The sequence below is a fragment of the Tepidiphilus baoligensis genome (assembly GCF_012911495.1).
Lineage (GTDB): Bacteria > Pseudomonadota > Gammaproteobacteria > Burkholderiales > Rhodocyclaceae > Tepidiphilus > Tepidiphilus olei.
This window is the reverse complement of sequence record NZ_JAAAUB010000009.1, coordinates 40429-57651: the sequence shown is the minus strand read 5'-3', so window position 1 is coordinate 57651 and position 17223 is coordinate 40429. Positions and strand designations below refer to the sequence as shown.

At 65.3% G+C, this 17223-nt stretch carries 15 protein-coding genes; 7 read left to right on the top strand and 8 right to left on the bottom strand.

The window, feature by feature from the left end; translation table 11 throughout:
* Positions 1–2: 2 nt before the first annotated feature.
* The 3 genes from GV368_RS07355 to hrcA are packed head-to-tail and all read right to left on the bottom strand — an operon-like array spanning position 3 to position 2522.
* Complete coding sequence (locus tag GV368_RS07355) at positions 3–395, bottom strand: phage holin family protein (protein WP_169116061.1); 393 nt, start codon at positions 393–395, stop codon at positions 3–5.
* Positions 392–1486: a ferrochelatase gene (gene hemH / locus GV368_RS07350; protein ID WP_169116060.1), complete on the bottom strand. Its 1095-nt coding sequence runs from the start codon at positions 1484–1486 to the stop codon at positions 392–394. The genes GV368_RS07355 and hemH overlap by 4 nt, the downstream gene beginning before the upstream one ends.
* A 10-nt stretch (positions 1487–1496) precedes the next feature.
* Entirely contained in the window at positions 1497–2522 is a 1026-nt protein-coding gene (gene hrcA, locus GV368_RS07345) for a heat-inducible transcriptional repressor HrcA (RefSeq protein WP_169116090.1), read from the bottom strand.
* 72 nt (positions 2523–2594) lie between these two features.
* Between hrcA and GV368_RS07340 the strand changes: the two genes are divergently transcribed.
* Together GV368_RS07340 and recN are read left to right on the top strand one after the other, a co-directional pair.
* Positions 2595–3476, top strand: a complete 882-nt coding sequence (locus GV368_RS07340) for an NAD(+) kinase (RefSeq protein ID WP_169116059.1) — start codon at positions 2595–2597, stop codon at positions 3474–3476.
* Between the two features lie 17 nt (positions 3477–3493).
* Positions 3494–5182: a DNA repair protein RecN gene (recN, locus tag GV368_RS07335; RefSeq protein WP_169116058.1), complete on the top strand. Its 1689-nt coding sequence runs from the start codon at positions 3494–3496 to the stop codon at positions 5180–5182.
* Here recN and GV368_RS07330 read toward each other — a convergent pair.
* From GV368_RS07330 to fur, 5 genes are all read right to left on the bottom strand, one after another.
* The gene (locus GV368_RS07330) at positions 5100–5483 is read right to left on the bottom strand and encodes a nucleotidyltransferase family protein (RefSeq protein ID WP_169116057.1); all 384 of its coding nucleotides are present in this window, start codon (positions 5481–5483) and stop codon (positions 5100–5102) included. The two genes, recN and GV368_RS07330, sit on opposite strands and share 83 nt — an antisense overlap.
* Positions 5484–5488: 5 nt before the next feature.
* Positions 5489–5920 (bottom strand): nucleotidyltransferase substrate binding protein, encoded by a 432-nt coding sequence (locus tag GV368_RS07325; protein WP_169116056.1) that lies wholly within the window; start codon positions 5918–5920, stop codon positions 5489–5491.
* Between the two features lie 68 nt (positions 5921–5988).
* Positions 5989–8751, bottom strand: a complete 2763-nt coding sequence (locus GV368_RS07320) for a class I SAM-dependent DNA methyltransferase (RefSeq protein ID WP_169116055.1) — start codon at positions 8749–8751, stop codon at positions 5989–5991.
* A 289-nt stretch (positions 8752–9040) separates the two neighbouring features.
* Positions 9041–10228 carry an MFS transporter gene (locus GV368_RS07315; RefSeq protein WP_206673331.1) on the bottom strand — a complete coding sequence of 396 codons (1188 nt, stop codon included), beginning with the start codon at positions 10226–10228 and terminating at the stop codon, positions 9041–9043.
* A 70-nt stretch (positions 10229–10298) separates the two neighbouring features.
* Positions 10299–10733: a ferric iron uptake transcriptional regulator gene (gene fur, locus GV368_RS07310; protein WP_169116054.1), complete on the bottom strand. Its 435-nt coding sequence runs from the start codon at positions 10731–10733 to the stop codon at positions 10299–10301.
* Positions 10734–10829: 96 nt separating this feature from the next.
* Here fur and GV368_RS07305 point away from each other — a divergent pair, with 96 nt between their 5' ends.
* From GV368_RS07305 to greA, 5 genes are all read left to right on the top strand, one after another.
* Complete coding sequence (locus GV368_RS07305; protein WP_169116053.1) at positions 10830–11354, top strand: outer membrane protein assembly factor BamE; 525 nt, start codon at positions 10830–10832, stop codon at positions 11352–11354.
* Positions 11351–12157, top strand: coding sequence for a 4-hydroxy-tetrahydrodipicolinate reductase (gene dapB, locus GV368_RS07300; RefSeq protein ID WP_169116052.1), 807 nt, complete (start codon positions 11351–11353; stop codon positions 12155–12157). Before GV368_RS07305 ends, dapB begins: the two co-directional genes overlap by 4 nt.
* Before the next feature lie 136 nt (positions 12158–12293).
* On the top strand, positions 12294–13445 hold the full coding sequence (gene carA, locus GV368_RS07295) for a glutamine-hydrolyzing carbamoyl-phosphate synthase small subunit (protein ID WP_328514244.1): 1152 nt from the start codon (positions 12294–12296) through the stop codon (positions 13443–13445).
* A 72-nt stretch (positions 13446–13517) separates the two neighbouring features.
* The gene (gene carB, locus GV368_RS07290; protein WP_169116050.1) at positions 13518–16751 is read left to right on the top strand and encodes a carbamoyl-phosphate synthase large subunit; all 3234 of its coding nucleotides are present in this window, start codon (positions 13518–13520) and stop codon (positions 16749–16751) included.
* Entirely contained in the window at positions 16748–17221 is a 474-nt protein-coding gene (gene greA / locus GV368_RS07285; RefSeq protein ID WP_142810586.1) for a transcription elongation factor GreA, read from the top strand. The genes carB and greA overlap by 4 nt, the downstream gene beginning before the upstream one ends.
* Positions 17222–17223: the final 2 nt, after the last annotated feature.

Genomic DNA, 17223 nt, shown 5'->3' with positions numbered 1-17223 from the left:
ATTCAGTCGCGGCGCTGAATTTTGATCACGATGGTGTCGGTGCCGCGTGGCGACAGCGCCAGCGACACGACCCAGGTGAGGATGCTATAGACGATGGCGCCCCAGAAGGCCGACCAGAAATCCTCGACCACGACGCCGGCCACCAATCCCGTTCCCGCCCAGAAGAGCAGCGCATTGAGGATGAGGGTGAAGAGACCGAGCGTGAGGATGCTCGCCGGCAGGGTGAGGATGAGGAGCACCGGCTTGAGGAAGAGGTTGATGAGGCCGAGCACCAGCGCCGCCGCCAGCGCCGGCACGAAGCCGGTGATGGTGATGCCATGGACGAGCTGGGCAGTGACCATCAGCGCCACTGCGTTGAGCAGCCACTGGATGAGCATCCAGAATCCGGGTCTCATTGTTTCGCTCCCATTGCCTTGGCCCGCGCGAGGCGTGCCTGCAGTTCTTCATCCGTGGACGGCGTGCGATCGGGCCAATGGCCGAGGTGGTCTTCGAGGAGGGCGGCGAAGCGTTCGACCCAGAAAGGGGAATCGTTGAGGCAGGGGACGTAATGGAATTGTTTGCCGCCGGCCTCGAGAAAGGCGGTGCGGCATTCCATGCCGATCTCTTCCAGCGTTTCGAGGCAATCGGTGGCAAAGCCGGGGCAGAGGACATCGACGCGCGCCACTCCCTCGCGGGCGAGCCGCTCCAGGGTGGGCTGGGTATAGGGTTCGAGCCAGCGGGCGCGCCCGAAGCGCGACTGGAAGGTGACGAGCCATTGGTCGGGGGCGAGCCCAAGCCGCTCGGCCACGAGCCGCGCCGTCTTGTGGCATTCGCAGTGGTAGGGGTCGCCCAGTTCCAGCGTGCGCCGCGGCATGCCGTGGAAACTGAGAATCAGCTTGTCGGGGCGGCCATGCTGCGCCCAGTGGGTTTCCAGCGTCTGCGCGAGCGCCTCGATGTAGCGGGGGTCGTCGTGCCAGTGGCGCACGAGCCGCAGCTCGGGCACGTCGCGCCATCTCATGAGCTCGGCGGCCACGGCGTCGAACACGGAAGCCGTGGTGCTGGCGCAATACTGGGGGTAGAGCGGTACCACGAGCAGGCGTCGCAGACCTTCTTCTTTCATGCGGGCGAGCACTTTGGCCACGCTCGGTTCGCCATAGCGCATGGCCCAGCGCACGAGCGGTTCGCGCCCGCGCTCGGTCCAATGGGATTCCAGCGCGTGCGTGAGCCGCTCGGTATAGACTTCGAGCGGCGAGCCTTCGTCGAGCCAGATGCTGGCGTACTTCTGCGCGTTCGCCTTGGGGCGGCGCGGCAGAATGAAGAGGTGCAGAATCGTCTGCCACAGCCAGCGCGGCAGCTCGATGACGCGCGGATCGGAGAGAAATTCGCGCAGGAAAGGACGCACGGCTTCCGGGGTGGGGGCGGCAGGGGTGCCGAGATTGACGAGCAGCACGCCCGTGCGTTGTGGCCGGTCGTGGCGAAAGGGGGGCTCGGGGGCGTAACGGGCCATGCAGGCTCCTTCAGCGTTCTTCGGCGGTGGCGGCGAGCGCTTGCGACAGGCGCTGCGCCGTGAGCTCGACGATGGGAATCACGCGGTCGTAGGCCATGCGGTTGGGCCCGATGACGCCGATCGAGCCGAGCATGCGTCCGTCGAAAGTATAGTTGGCGGTGATCACCGAACAGCCTTCGAGCTCCTCCAGCCCAGATTCGGCGCCGATGAAGATCTGCACGCCGCGGGCGCGCTGGGCGAGCTCGAGGAGTTGCAGCAGCCCCGTGCGCTCCTCGAACAGGCGGAAGAGTTCGCGCAGGTGCTGCATGTTGGTGGTGAAATCGTCGACTTCGAGCAGGTTCGTCTCGCCGGCCACCAGGCAGTCTTCGTCCTCGTCGGTGAGCGTAGTGGGCGAGAGCGCCAGGCGCATGAGTTCGGAGACGTGGTCTTGCAGCTTGGCCAGTTCGTCGCGCAAGTGGGTGCGGATCTCGTCGAGCGTGTGGCCGGCGAAGCGGCTGCTCAGGAAGTTGCTCGCCTGCTCGAGCTCGCCCGCGCTGAAGGGGCGGGGCGTGTGCAGCAGGCGGTTTTGCACGTCGCCGCTCTGGGTGACGACGATCAGCAGCACCCGGTTGCCGCTCAAGGGCACGAACTCGATCTGGCGCACGCGTTCTTGATCCCGCGGCGGGACGATGACGACGCCGGCGAAGTGGGTGAGCTCCGAGAGCAGTTCGGAGGCTTTCCTGAGGAGCTTTTGCGGCTGGTCGGGCTGGAGGTTGGCCTCGATCTCGGCGCGGGTCTCTTCTTCGAGCGGTGCGACGGTGAGCAGCGCGTCGATGAAGAAGCGGTATCCCTTGGCCGTGGGCACGCGCCCGGCGGATGCGTGCGGGCTATAGACGAGCCTGAGTTCGTCGAGGTCGCTCATCACGTTGCGCACCGTGGCCGGGGACAGGTCGAGGCCGCTCGCGCGCGACAGGGTGCGCGAACCGATCGGTTGCCCTTCGGCGATGTAGCGTTCGATCAGCGTCTTGAGCAGGATGCGGCTGCGCGGGTCGAGCATCATCGTTCTTCCCTCCGGAAGGGTGCCGCGCGACGGCGCCGATCGTGGCCGAGTTGTGGAATAATCCGGGGCATGGCGAATCCATTTACCTCCATCGGTTTGATCGGCAAGCACCAATCGGCGGAAGTCGCCGCGGCGCTGGTCGAGACGGCGCGGTTTCTGCACGAACGAGGTTATCACGTTTTGATCGAGGCGGAGACGGCGAGTTCGCTCGGCAACTGTGCCCCTTTCCCGGCACTGCCCTATGCGCGCCTGGGCACGCAGATCGACTTGGCGGTGATCGTCGGCGGTGACGGCACGATGTTGAACGCCGCACGTCATCTCGTCGATCACGACGTGCCGCTCGTGGGCATCAACCAGGGGCGGGTCGGGTTTCTCACCGACATTCCGCGCGACGAGGCGCAGGAACGGCTTTCCGAGATCCTCGCGGGCGATTATCAAGAAGAAGTGCGCTCCATGCTCTTCGGGCAGCTGCTGCGCGGCGACAAGGTGCTCACGTCGAGCCACGCGCTCAACGACATAGTACTCAACAAGGGCGATTTGGGACGGATGATCGAATTCCGGCTCACCGTCGACGGGGCCTATGTCTATACCCAACGCTCCGACGGCATGATCGTCGCCACGCCCACCGGGTCGACCGCCTATGCGCTCTCGGCCAATGGCCCCATCCTGCATCCGGGAGTGGATGGCATCGCCCTGGTGCCGCTGTGCCCGCACGCGCTCACGGCGCGGCCGGTCACCTTGCCCGATCGCTGTACCATCGAGATCGAACTTCTGCCGGGTCACATGGCCGACGTGCATTTCGACGGGCAGGGGCGCATCGAAATGCTGCCGGGCGACGTGCTGCGCATCCAGCGGGCGCAGCGCGGCGTGCGGCTGCTGCATCCCCGGCAATACTGCTACTTCGCCATGCTGCGCGAGAAACTGCACTGGAGCGCGCTGCCTCGCGGTTGAGGCGCAAGGGGGAGAAAGTGCTCGTTCGCCTGACCATCCGTGATTTCGTGCTGGTGCGCGAACTGGAACTCGGCCTGGCGTCGGGATTCGGCGTGCTCACCGGCGAGACCGGCGCGGGCAAGTCCATCCTGCTCGATGCGCTCGATCTGCTGCTCGGCGGGCGCGCCAGCGCCGAGGTGATCCGCCAGGGGGCCGAACGCGCCGAGGTGACGCTCGAATGCACCCTGCCGCCAGCGGCGGAGGCGCGCGCCTGGCTCGAGGCGCACGGCATCGAGGTCGAGGGCGACACGCTACTTTTGCGCCGCAACATCGAACGATCGGGCCGTTCGCGCGCCTGGATCGAGGCCGTGCCGGTGCCGGCTACGGCGCTGCGCGAGTTTGGCGCCTGGATCGCCGACATCCACGGACAGCACGCCCACCATGCACTGCTCGAGAGCGCGGTGCAGCGACGCATGCTCGACCGGCTCGGCGGGGCCGAGGCGCTCGCCGAGGACGTGCGGCAGCGCTTCGCCGCCTGGGAGTCGGCGCGCGAACGGCTCGCCCGGGCGCGCGAGCGCCAGGAGAGCCTGGGCGAGGAGCGCGAGCGGCTGCTGTGGCAGCTGCAGGAGTGGGAGCGGCTCGCGCTGCGCCCCGGCGAATGGGACGAGGTGCAGCAGGAACACCGCCGGCTCGCGCACGCGGCGCAGCTGCTGCAGCAGGTGGCGCAGGCGGCGGCGCTCCTCAGCGAGGAAGAGCCTTCGGCGCAGGCGCTGCTCGGGCAGGCCGAACGCGCGCTCGCCGGCAGCCTCGAGTTCGACGCCAAGCTGGCCGAGGCCGTGCAACTGGTGAGCGAGGCGCGCATCGGGGTACAGGAGGCCGCCGCCAGCCTGCGGCGCTATCTCGACGCCTTCGAGCTCGACCCGGCGCGGCTCGCCGAACTCGAGCGGCGGCTCGCAGCCATTGACGAATTCGCCCGTCGCTACCGTGTGCCGCCGGAAGAACTCTTCGCGCTCGCCGAGCGCTGGCGCGAGCGCCTCGCCGCCTTGGAAGAGAGCGCCGACCTCGAGCGGCTCGAAGTCGAGGTGCGCGCGGCCGAGTCGGCCTACTTCGAGTCCGCCCGCGCGCTCAGCGAACGCCGGCGCGAAACGGCCGAATGGCTCTCGGCCGAGGTCAGCGCGGCGATGCAGGAGCTGGCGATGAAAGGTGGGCGCTTCGAGGCGGCGCTCATTGCCGGAGAGCCGGCGGCCACGGGCCTGGAGCGGGTGGAATTTCGCGTCGCCGCCAACCCGAGCCAGACGCTCGCCCCGCTCGCGCGTGTGGCCTCTGGAGGGGAACTCTCGCGCATCGGCCTGGCGATCCAGGTGATCGCCAGCCGCGCGAGCGACACGCCCACCCTTATCTTCGACGAGGTCGACGTCGGCATCGGCGGGGCGGTGGCCGAGATCGTCGGCCGCTCGCTCTGGCAGCTCGGCCGCGACCGGCAGGTGCTGGCAGTGACGCACCTGCCGCAAGTCGCCGCCTGGGCCGACTGGCAGCTGCGCGTGTGGAAAGAGGAAGAGGGCGGAGCCGTGCACACCCGAGTCGAAGCGCTCGATGCTGCCGCCCGCGTCGAAGAGATCGCCCGCATGCTGGGCGGGCTGGAAATCACCGATACGACCCGCGAACACGCGCGGGAGCTGCTGGGGCGTCGGGGGATGGGTCAGGTCGAACTTCCCCACTCTGGATGACGACGCAAGCCCGTTCGATTTCCTGGCGAAACGGCTCGGGCAAGCGCGCCCAGTCTTGCACGTCGACCGAGATCGGAAGGTTGCTGTCGATGAAGGCACGGCGCAGCGCCGGGATCGCCGGGCAGGGGCGTTGCGGGTCGAGCGGGTCGCGCACGACCAGATCGAGGTCGCTCGCCGCGTGCGCTTCACCTTTTACCCGGCTGCCATAAGCCAGGACCTCGTGGCCGGGCACGTGGCGGCGCAGGAGGGCGCGCACTTCGTCCAGGTAGCGGACGGGCAGGTCGAGGTCAACGACGGTCATGGGTTTCAGCGCTCGTCCGGTGCTGCGGTGAGACGGGATTCGAGCGCCCAGGCATCGCGCAGGAAATCGGGAATGAGCGCCAAAGTCTCCGCGACGAATGCTTCGCCGTAATCATGGGCAGTATCATTGCGGTTGTCCCGATAAGCAAACCAGCGTTCGGTTTCTTCGAGCGTCAAGAGACCGTGTCGGGCAGCCAGGCGCAAGACTTCCTTGAAAGGCAGGCTTTCGATCTGGCGGGCCGTGTGGCCATACGCTTTGAGCCGGCGTTTGAGCAGCTTGAAACAGATTTCTTGCGACAGCTCGAATCCTTTGACGATGGCCATGCGCAGGATTTCCCGCTCGAGCTCGTCGCCGACGCTTTCAGTATGGCGGAAGCGCTCGACGGCGGCTTCCAGAGCGCGCAGAGTGGTGCGAAGATGCTCGGTGTTCAACGCCATGTCGTCTTGCCTCTCGGCGGGGATGGATGGGGATCAGGCAAAGGCAGGCTCTCGGTGTCGTGGTCAGGCTATTGCGACTGCGCTTGGGCGCTGTCCGTCATCTGCTGTTTCGCGGCGAGTATCGCGTCGTGGTACAGCGCGAACAAAAAGGCCACGCGCTCGGCGTCGTTTTTGAAATGCTTTCGGCCGTAGGCCGCATCGACGGCGGCATCGAGCTTCTGGTGCGCCTTGACCAGCGCCGGCGGCATGGCGACCGGGTCGTAGAGGTCGGCCAATGACGCGCCGGGGAATTGCGCGCGGGCATCGAGCACGCCCTGCGCCGCTGTCTCGATGGCGGCGCGTTGTTTTGCCGATGGGTTTGGCGGCCAAGGGAAGTTGTTGTAGACGATCGTGGCGGAATATCGATAACGGCTTTCCAGCCGGCCACAGGTATAGCGAATCCAGGCATTGTGCATGGTCGAGGAAAGAATGCCGAAATGGTAAATGGTGGCCTCTGGCACGATCAGGGTGGCATCGCTGGCGATCGCGCCATTCGTGATGAATCCCATCGGAACGAAAAGTCGGCTTTCTGAGGAGACTCGGGGAATGAGCAGATATGGCTGCTGCGGAATGTTCTCCACATGGAACCGCGTCGGCGTTTCGGCCAGCTTACGCGTCGCCGCGCTCTTGCTGGCGGCGCGGAACTTCTTGACCGCTTCCACCCGCGCGAGCACATGCGGCATCCGGCGTAGCTCGCTGGGCGGACAGTCGCCGAGGAACAGGCACCAGCGTTCGTAGCCGTTGAGGAATTCGTCAGCGCCAAGCCAGCGGCGGAACCACTTTGCCGCGGCTGGTTCGCGCTTGAGAAACTCGGCTTTCTCCTCGGCGGTAAAAAGATAGTTGCCATTGTCGATGGGTTTGTTACCGATGCCGATCTCCGGCACATCGCACAAGGGTTTCGAGCGGCGCGGCAACACTACGTTTGGCCCATCGACCAAGTACGGGTTGATGTTGCGGGCGATCACGGCATGCGGTTCGCCGCGGATATCCTCGTATTCGAAGATCACCTTCTGCTCAACACCCTGCCGCCCAAAGCCGATGATGACGCAGTGCACGGCCGCCACGCCGCGCGCCTCGTTGCTCCACTGAAAGGTGCGGTGGGTGAAATGGATGTGAATGCCCTGCGCCAGCAACCAACCCCAGAGCACGCCAACCTGCTCACCCTGCGTGATGCTGTTGGTGGAAACGAAAGCGCAGCGGATGGCAGGATTGGCTGCGCCGTAGCGCGCCGCCTTGACGTACCAAGCGGCGACGTAATCGAGCAGGCCAGCATTGGCAATGCCGGCGAATATCGCCGCCGCGTCGGCCCGCTGCGCATTGTCCATGAGCTTGGCGCCAACGAACGGCGGATTGCCGAGCACGTAGCTTGCGCGTTCGGCCGGCAGCACGTCGTTCCAGTCGAGCCGCAGCGCATTGGCGCAATGGATGTGCGGCGAAGTCCTGAGCGGGATACGCGCAAAGTAAAGGCCGAACTCCTCGGAGACGCGCAGGTTCATCTGGTGGTCGATCAACCACAGCGCCACTTGGGCGATCTGCGCCGGAAACTCCTCGATTTCTATGCCGTAGAACTGGTCGACGTCGATGCGGATCAGCTGGTGGATGTCGATAAACTGCTGGCCGCTGGCATGGCCGGCGCGCAGCACCTCGAGCTCGAGTTTTCTCAGTTCGCGGTAGGCGATGACGAGAAAGTTTCCACAACCGCAGGCCGGATCAAAGAAAGTAAGCGTGCGCAGTTTTTTGTGAAACTCGAACAGCTTGTTGCGGTTGCCCTTGACACGCTCGAATTCGTCCCACAGCGCGTCGAGGAACAGCGGCTTGATGAGCTTGAGAATGTTCTCCTCGCTGGTGTAATGCGCGCCGAGGTTGCGTCGCGCCCGTTCGTCCATGATCGACTGGAACAGCGCGCCGAAAATGGCCGGTGAGATTGCGCTCCAGTCGAGCCCACAGCATTCGAGCAGGGCGTCGCGCATCTTGGTGTCGAAGCTGGCAATCGGCAGGGTTTCTGCGAAGAGCCGGCCATTCACGTAGGGAAAGGCGGCAAGCTGCTCGTCGAGCGTTTTGGCGCGTTTGTCCTCGGGCGTATTGAGCACCTGGAACAGCTGCGCCAGCTGCGGGCCGAGATCGGAGCCGTCCGGCGCGGTGCGTTCCTCCAGCCACAGGCGGAAGGCCGAGGCGGGCTGGAAAATGCCTGTGTCCTCGGCAAACAGGCAAAAGAGCAGCCGCACCAGCAGCACTTCGAGCGCATGGCCCGTGTACCCGGAATCCTTGAGCAGATCGTGCAAAACGCCCATGCGTTCTGCCGCCTGGATATTGACGGGATTTTGCGGCGCGATCTCTTGGGTACGGTAGCCGGCGATGAAGGCGAAATGCTTGACGTGTTTGTGCAGATCGGCCAGACGGAACTCGATCTCGCTGTTGTTCAAGAGATCATACAGGCGGAAGCGGGCAAAGTCGGACACCAAGATGTAGCGCGGCAAATCGCGTTCGGGTAGGCCCTCGAAGTAGTCGATCGCCTGGGTAAACGCACGCTCGAGGCTTTGGCCGACGCTTTTGTGCTCGATCAAGAGCACGCCTTTCCAGAATGCATCGATGCGGCCGTTTCTGAGCTTCGTTCCGGCCCGACAAAGAGTAACTTGTTTCTCGAAACTGGCGACGCGTTTGCGATCGACGCCAAAGATGGCAAAGAACTCGTTCCAGAAGCTTTGCGCCTCGGCACGCTCTGAGCAGGCATCGGCCCAGCGGCGGGAGAACTCGAGTGCGCGCGCACGGATTTCGTTCCAGGATAACGGCATGTATTCGTTCTTGTCAATCAGTTAATTGAAACCATGCTGTCGGTGCGGGAAGTGCTTGCGCCGTCAGCGGGCGTAGATTCGCGTGATCGGCGACCTCGAAGCCGCGCTCCTGGGCGATTTCGCACAAGAAAGAGCGCACGTGTGCAGCGTGGTTTCCTCTGTCATCATCGGCGCCATGCGCCCAAGGGTCATTGTAGCCGCGAACGTGGCCGTGCGAGCGGGTTTGTTGTCAGACGCTCGTCGTGCCGCAGGTCATCGCCAGCCGCGCGTACCAGGTGCTGGCCCACGATCATCCTTTGCCGTACCTCACCAACGCCACCGCGGCCATTGCGGCGAATCCCGCCCCTGCGAGGAAAGCCGCGGCGGCGCCCCAGGTGCTCCATAGCCAACCGGCGAGCGCGCTCGCGGCCAAGAGCGCGAGGCCCGTCAGCAGGTTGAACCCGCCGAAGGCCGTGCCGCGCAGCTCGGCCGGGGCGGCGTGCGCGATCATCTTGGCGAAGATGCCTTGGGTGGCGGCAAGATGGGCGCCCCACAGGAGGGCGGCGAGGAAGACCACGATCGGACCGCTTGCCAAGGCGAGCATCAGGTCGGCCAGGATGAGGGCAGCGATGCCGGCAAGCAGCAAGCGCCGCGGTCCGAGGCGGTCGGCGGCGGCGCCGGCCGGATAGGCGAGCACGGCGTAGGCGAGGTTCATCGCGATCATCACGAGGGGTACTGCACCCACGGCGAGCCCCACGTCGTGTGCCCGCAGCAGCAGGAAGGCTTCGCTGTAGCGCGCCAGCGTGAAGAGAATGCCCAAACCGACCACGATCCAGTAGGCGTGCGGCAGACGCAGCAGGAGGCGCCAGGAGAAGGGCTCGCGTTCCGTGCTCGCGGCGGGGTGCCGGGGTTCGGGAACGAATCGCACCAGGATCACGACCGCCAGAATCGCAGGGATCACGGCTACCCAGAACACCAGCCGGAGGTCGCCGGCAAACCATGCCATGAGGGCGAAAGCGAAGATCGGCCCGACGAAGGCGCCCACCGAATCGAGCGCCTGGCGCAGGCCGTAGGCGGCACCGCGCAGATCGTCGGGCGTGACGTCGGCGATCAGCGCATCGCGCGGCGCTTCCCGTATTCCTTTGCCGAAACGATCGAGCAGGCGCGCCGCGAGCACCCAGGAGACCGAGGCGGCGAGCGCGAAGAGCGGCTTGGTGAGCGCCGAGAGCGCATAACCGGTCACGACGACCGCTTTGCGCCGCCGGAGAAAGTCGGAGATCGCCCCGGAGAAGACCTTGGTGACGGCCACCGTGGCCTCCGCCAACCCCTCGATCACTCCGATCGTCGTCATCGAGGCGCCGAGCACCGTCGAGAGAAAGAGCGGCAGCAGGCTGTGGACCATCTCCGAGGAGATGTCCATGAAGAGTGAAGTGAGCGCCAGGCCCCAGATGCTCGCAGGCAAGGCGCGCAGGCCGTGGGTCAAAGGACGATCAGGCAAAGGTAGGCTCTCGGTGTCGTGGTCAGTCTATTGCGACTGCATGTATTTGTTTTTGTGACCAATCGGTTAATTAAGAGCCATGCGCTCGGCGTGGGCAATTCTCGCGCCGACAGTGGGCGTAGAGATACATCGCGTGATCGGTAACCTCGAATCCGCGCTCCTGGGCGATCTCGCGCTGCCGCGCCTCGATCGTGGCGTCGAAGAACTCTTCGATGTGGCCGCAGTCGAGACAGACGAGATGATCGTGGTGCTCGCCGGCAGCCAGCTCGAAGATCGCCTTGCCCGACTCGAAGTGATGCCGCTCCAGCACGCCGGCTTGCTCGAACTGTGTCAGCACCCGATAGACCGTCGCCAGGCCGATGTCGACACCGGCGGCGTTGAGCAGACGATAGACGTCTTCGGCGGTGAGGTGGCGATGTTCGCCGCTTTGGAAGAGTTCCAGGATCTTGAGCCGCGGATAGGTGGCCTTGAGGCCCCTGTTGCGTAGATTCTTCGTGTTGTCCATCGGCGGGGGGGTCCTCATCTTGGTGCGCGCGTTCCAGCGGCACGACATGCGCTATGATATAGTTTTTCGCCGTTCGGCAAAACCTTAGTGAGACTCATGTCGCCTCGTATTCTCTTGCCGACCGTCGCGTTGGCGCTGGCCTTGAGCGCATGCTCGATGGACCGGGTGGTCGGTTTGGCTTCGCCCTACCGTGCCGACGTGCGCCAGGGCAATTTTCAGGATCCGGAAGCCGTCGCCCGTTTGGAGAAGGGGATGACGCGCGACCAGGTCCGATTCCTTCTGGGAACGCCGCTTCTCGTCGATCCATTCCGCAACGATCGCTGGGACTACGTCTACTACGTGAAAAAGGGTGATGGCACGATCCAGCAGCGGCGCCTCACCGTGTTTTTCGAGAACGACGTGCTCGTGCGCGTGGCGGGCGACGTCATGCCGGCAGAAGGGGATGCACCGGTGACGAGTTCCGCGCCGCGAGTGGTCGAGATTCCCGGCAAGCCAACCAAAAGCGAGAAGAAAAACGGCAAGAACGAGCGGAATCCGGAAAAAGCGGGCGAGGTGGAGCAATCCACCGCAGCGGGAGAGCCGAAGGACTCAGACCAAACGAAGCGGGAGGCGGAGCAATGAAACCGGTACGGGTAGCGATCGCCGGCGCGGGTGGCCGGATGGGGCGGATGCTGGTCGAGGCGGCGCAGGAAGATCCCGGCATCGAACTGGTAGCGGCCTTGGAACGGCCGGGGAGCGAGTGGATCGGGCGTGATGCCGGGGAGCAGCTTGGCCGTTCCACGGGAGTTGTCATCGATGACGATTACGAACGAGCCATTGGTGCCGCCGATTGCCTCATCGACTTCACGCGGCCAGCGGTCTCCGTTGGTCTGGTGCGCACGGCTCAGCGCCTGGGCAAGAGCATGGTGATCGGTACCACCGGGTTCGATGCCGAGCAGCGCGCCATCATCGAGCAAGCGGCCACGGAGATCCCCATCGTGCTCGCACCGAACATGGCCATCGGGGTCAACGTCGTCTTTCGGCTCCTCGAAGGGGCTGCTGCCTTGCTCGGCGAGGGGTACGACGTGGAGGTGATCGAGGCGCATCACCGCAACAAAGTGGATGCGCCTTCGGGCACCGCGCTCGAAATGGGACGCACCATCGCCCGCGTGTTGGGCTTCGACCTCGACCGCGAGGCCGTCTATGGTCGCCAGGGGACGGTGGGAGTGCGCCCGTCGCGGCAGATCGGTTTTTCCTCCATCCGCGGCGGGGACATCGTGGGGGACCACACCGTGCTCTTCGCCGGAACCGGTGAGCGCATCGAGATCACCCATCGCGCGCAGAGCCGCATGCCCTATGCCGTGGGGGCCATGCGTGCGGCGCGCTTCCTGCAGGGGCGTGCGCCCGGGCTCTACGACATGCGCGACGTGCTCGGATTGCGCTGAAACAGCGCGGCGCGATTGCCGCCGGCAGGTTTTCGCGGTAAAATTCAAATATAAAGAACGGGATGGCGAAGCGTGCCCATCCCGTTTTTTTCGGCAGGCCGCTCAGGCGCCGCTGAATCCACTGCAAGGAGTCGTCGTGTCTTTCAATCCCGCGATCCTCGTCCTCGCCGACGGAACGGTGTTCCACGGCGAGGGTATCGGTGCGACCGGTCACACCGTCGGCGAGGTGGTGTTCAACACCTCGATGACGGGTTATCAGGAAATCCTCACCGATCCGAGTTATTCCCGGCAGATCGTCACGCTCACTTATCCCCACATCGGCAACGTCGGCATCAACGACGAGGACGTCGAGTCCGAGCGTGTGATGGCGGCCGGACTGGTGGTGCGTGACGTGCCGCTCTTGGCGAGCAACTTCCGCATGCGCTGCGCTTTGCCCGAGTATCTGCGCGCACAAGGGGTGGTGGCGATCGCCGGCATCGACACGCGCAAGCTCACGCGCATCCTGCGCGATCGCGGCGCGCAGGCGGGCGCCCTCGTCACGGCCCCGGCGGGCAAGACGCCCGACGTGGCCGAGGCGCTCGCCTTGGCGCGCGCTTTCCCCGGCCTTGCCGGCATGGATCTGGCCAAAGAAGTGAGCCGGCGCGACGTCGCCGCCTGGCACGAAGGCGAATGGGCGCTGGGGCGGGGCTACGTACCGGCCGGCGAAGGGCCGCGGCACGTGGTGGTCTATGATTACGGCGTGAAGCGCAACATCCTGCGCATGATCGCCGCGCGCGGCTGCCGCGTCACGGTGGTGCCGGCGCAGACACCCTTCGAGCAGACGCTCGCGCTCGCACCCGACGGTATCCTGCTCGCCAACGGGCCGGGCGATCCGGCTGCCTGCGACTATGCGATCGCCACCGCGCGTGAGGCGATCGCGCGGCGCATCCCCACCTTCGGCATCTGCCTGGGGCATCAGATCCTGGGGCTCGCCTCGGGGGCGAAGACGGTGAAGATGAAGTTCGGCCATCATGGGGCAAACCACCCGGTCAAGGATCTCGACACCGGGCGCGTGTATATCACCAGCCAAAACCACGGCTTTGCCGTGGATGCCGACACGCTGCCGGCCAATTGCCGCGTCACGCACGTCTCGCTCTTCGACGGCAGCCTGCAGGGGATCGAGCGCACCGACGCGCCGGCCTTCGGTTTCCAGGGTCACCCCGAGGCGAGCCCGGGGCCGCACGACGTCGGCTATCTGTTCGACCGTTTCGTCGCGCTGATCGACGCGCACCGCAACCAACGTCCATGAGCTTTCCGCCGCCGGCCCCGTCCGTCACGAGCGGGCGGGGCCGGCGGCCACCCACCGACGACAGGGAACGACATGCCCAAGCGTACCGACATCCACAGCATCCTCATCATCGGCGCCGGCCCGATCATCATCGGCCAGGCGTGCGAATTCGACTATTCCGGCGTGCAGGCATGCAAGGCGCTGCGCGAGGAAGGCTACCGCGTGATCCTGGTCAATTCCAACCCGGCCACGATCATGACCGACCCGGAGACGGCCGACGTCACCTACATCGAGCCGATCACCGCCGCCGTGCTCGAGCGCATCATCGACAAGGAGCGGCCCGATGCGCTGCTGCCCACCATGGGCGGGCAGACGGCGCTCAACTGTGCCCTCGAGCTCGCCCGTAGCGGGGTGCTCGAACGCTACGGCGTGGAGCTCATCGGCGCACGCGAGGAGGCGATCGACAAGGCCGAAGACCGGCAGAAATTCAAGGAAGCGATGACGCGCATCGGGCTCGATTCGGCGCGTTCGGGCATCGCCCACACGCTCGAAGAGGCGATGGCCGTGCAGGCGCAGATCGGGTTCCCAGTCATCATCCGACCTTCCTTCACGCTCGGGGGAACGGGTGGCGGCATCGCCTACAACATGGAGGAGTTCGTCGAGATCTGCAAGCGGGGGCTGGACGCGAGCCCCATCAGCGAGCTCCTTATCGAAGAGTCGCTCATCGGCTGGAAAGAATTCGAGATGGAGGTCGTGCGCGATCGCGCCGACAACTGCATCATCGTCTGTTCCATCGAGAACCTCGACCCGATGGGCGTGCACACGGGCGACTCGATCACCGTGGCGCCGGCGCAGACGCTCACCGACAAGGAGTACCAGCGCATGCGCGATGCCTCCATCGCCGTGCTGCGCGAGATCGGGGTCGACACGGGCGGTTCCAACGTCCAGTTCGCCATCAATCCCGAAGACGGTCGCATGATCGTGATCGAGATGAACCCGCGCGTGTCGCGCTCCTCGGCGCTCGCCTCCAAGGCCACGGGCTTTCCCATCGCCAAGGTGGCAGCCAAGCTCGCGGTGGGGTACACGCTCGACGAACTCAAGAACGAAATCACCGGCGGGGCGACGCCGGCATCTTTCGAGCCGACGATCGACTACGTGGTCACCAAGGTGCCGCGGTTCGCTTTCGAGAAATTCCCCCAGGCCGACGATCGCCTCACCACGCAGATGAAATCCGTGGGCGAGGTGATGGCGATCGGCCGCACCTTCCAGGAATCCTTCCAGAAAGCCTTGCGCGGGCTGGAAGTGGGCGCCTATGGGCTCGACGAGGTCGACTCCGGTCGCGAGGAGCTCGAACATGAGCTGGCCAATCCTGGCCCCCAGCGCATTTGGTACGTGGCTCAGGCCTTCCGCGAAGGCTACACCCAGGCCGACGTACACCGCCTATCGCACATCGATCCGTGGTTCCTTGCCCAGATCGAGGATCTCGTGCGCACGGAACAGTCGCTCGTGGGGCGCTCGCTCGAGGCGATCGACGCCGCCCAGATGCGTGCGCTCAAGCGCAAGGGGTTCTCCGACCGGCGGCTCGCCAAGCTGCTGCAACGCGACGAGACCGCCGTGCGCCTGCACCGGCATGCCTTGGGGGTGCGTCCGGTCTATAAGCGGGTCGATACGTGTGCGGCCGAGTTCGCCACCCAGACGGCCTACCTCTATTCCACCTACGAGGAAGAATGCGAGGCGGCGCCCACCACCCGGCGCAAGATCATGATCCTCGGCGGGGGACCCAACCGCATCGGTCAAGGGATCGAGTTCGACTACTGCTGCGTGCATGCGGCGCTCGCCTTGCGCGAGGACGGATTCGAGACCATCATGGTCAACTGCAACCCCGAGACCGTCTCCACCGACTACGACACCTCCGACCGACTCTATTTCGAGCCGATCACGCTGGAAGACATCCTCGAGATCGTCCACGTCGAGCGCCCCGAAGGGGTGATCGTGCAGTTCGGCGGACAGACCCCGCTCAAGCGCGCCAGGGCGCTGGAGGCGAACGGCGTGCCCATCATCGGCACCTCGCCCGACGCGATCGACGCCGCCGAAGACCGCGAGCGTTTCCAGCAGCTGCTCGTGCAGCTGGGCCTGCGTCAGCCGCCCAACCGCACGGCGCGCACACCCGAGGAGGCGCTGCGGCTCGCCGCCGAGATCGGCTATCCGCTGGTGGTGCGCCCCAGTTACGTGCTCGGCGGACGCGCCATGGAGATCGTGCACGAGCAGAAGGACCTCGAGCGCTACATGCGCGAGGCGGTGAAAGTGTCGAACGACTCGCCTGTCCTGCTCGACCGGTTCTTGAACGACGCCACCGAGGTCGACGTCGATGCGCTCGCCGACGGCAAGGACGTGGTGATCGGCGGCATCATGGAGCACATCGAGATGGCCGGCGTACATTCGGGCGATTCGGCCTGTTCGCTGCCCCCTTACACCCTTGCTCCTGCCGTGCTCGACGAGATGCGCCGCCAGACGGTGGCCATGGCTCGGGCGCTCGGCGTGGTGGGTCTGATGAACGTGCAGTTCGCCATCCAGGGCTCGGGTGAAGAGGCCGTCGTCTATGTGCTGGAGGTCAATCCGCGCGCCTCGCGCACGGTGCCTTTCGTCTCCAAGGCCTGCGGCGTGCCGCTCGCCAAGGTGGCGGCGCGCTGCATGGTGGGGCGCCCGCTCGCCGAGCAGGGCGTCACGCGCGAGATCGTGCCGTCTTACTATTCGGTGAAAGAGGTGGTTTTCCCCTTCGTGAAATTCCCCGGCGTCGATCCCATCCTGGGGCCCGAGATGAAATCGACCGGCGAAGTCATGGGCATCGGTCAGACCTTCGCCGAAGCCTTTTACAAGGCGCAATTGGCCGCGGGGGTGCGCTTGCCCACCAAGGGACGCGCATTCATCAGCGTCAAGCCCAAGGATCGGCCCGCAGCGGTGGAGATCGCCCGTAAGCTGCACGCGCTCGGTTTCGATCTGGTAGCCACGCGCGGTACGGCCGGCGTGATCGCCCAGGCCGGTATCCCCGTGCGCGTGGTGAACAAAGTCACCGAAGGGCGGCCGCACATCGTCGACATGATCAAAAACGGCGAGATTGATTTCGTCATCAACACCGTCGAGGAGAAACGCCAGGCCGTGCTCGATTCGCGCTCGATTCGTACCAGTGCCCTCGCAGCCAAGATCACGGCCTTCTTCACGACGATCGAGGGAGCCGAGGCCGCTTGTTTGGGAATCGAACAGGCTGGTCGCTATGACGTGTATTCCTTGCAATCCCTGCACGCCCAGTTGCGGGAGGAGGCGAGATGAAATATCCCATGACGGTTGAAGGCGCGGAAAAGCTGCGCCAGGAATTGCATCGTCTCAAGACCGTGGAGCGGCAGGCGGTGATCGCAGCGATCGCCGAAGCGCGCGCCCACGGCGATCTTTCCGAGAACGCCGAATACGACGCCGCGCGCGAGCGTCAGGCCTTCATCGAAGGGCGTATCCAGGAGCTGGAGGCCAAACTGGCGAATGCGCAGATCATCGACCCGAAAACCCTGGATGCCGACGGGCGGGTCGTGTTCGGTGCCACCGTCGAGCTCGAGGATATGGAAAGCGGTGAGAAAGCGTGCTATCAGATCGTGGGCGACGAGGAAGCCGACGTGAAGGCGGGGAAAATCTCGGTGAGCTCACCGATCGCCCGCGCCCTCATCGGCAAGTACGTGGGCGACGTGGTGCAGGTACAAACTCCCGGAGGGCTGCGCGAGTTCGAGATCCTGGGCGTGCGCTACGTTTGAGC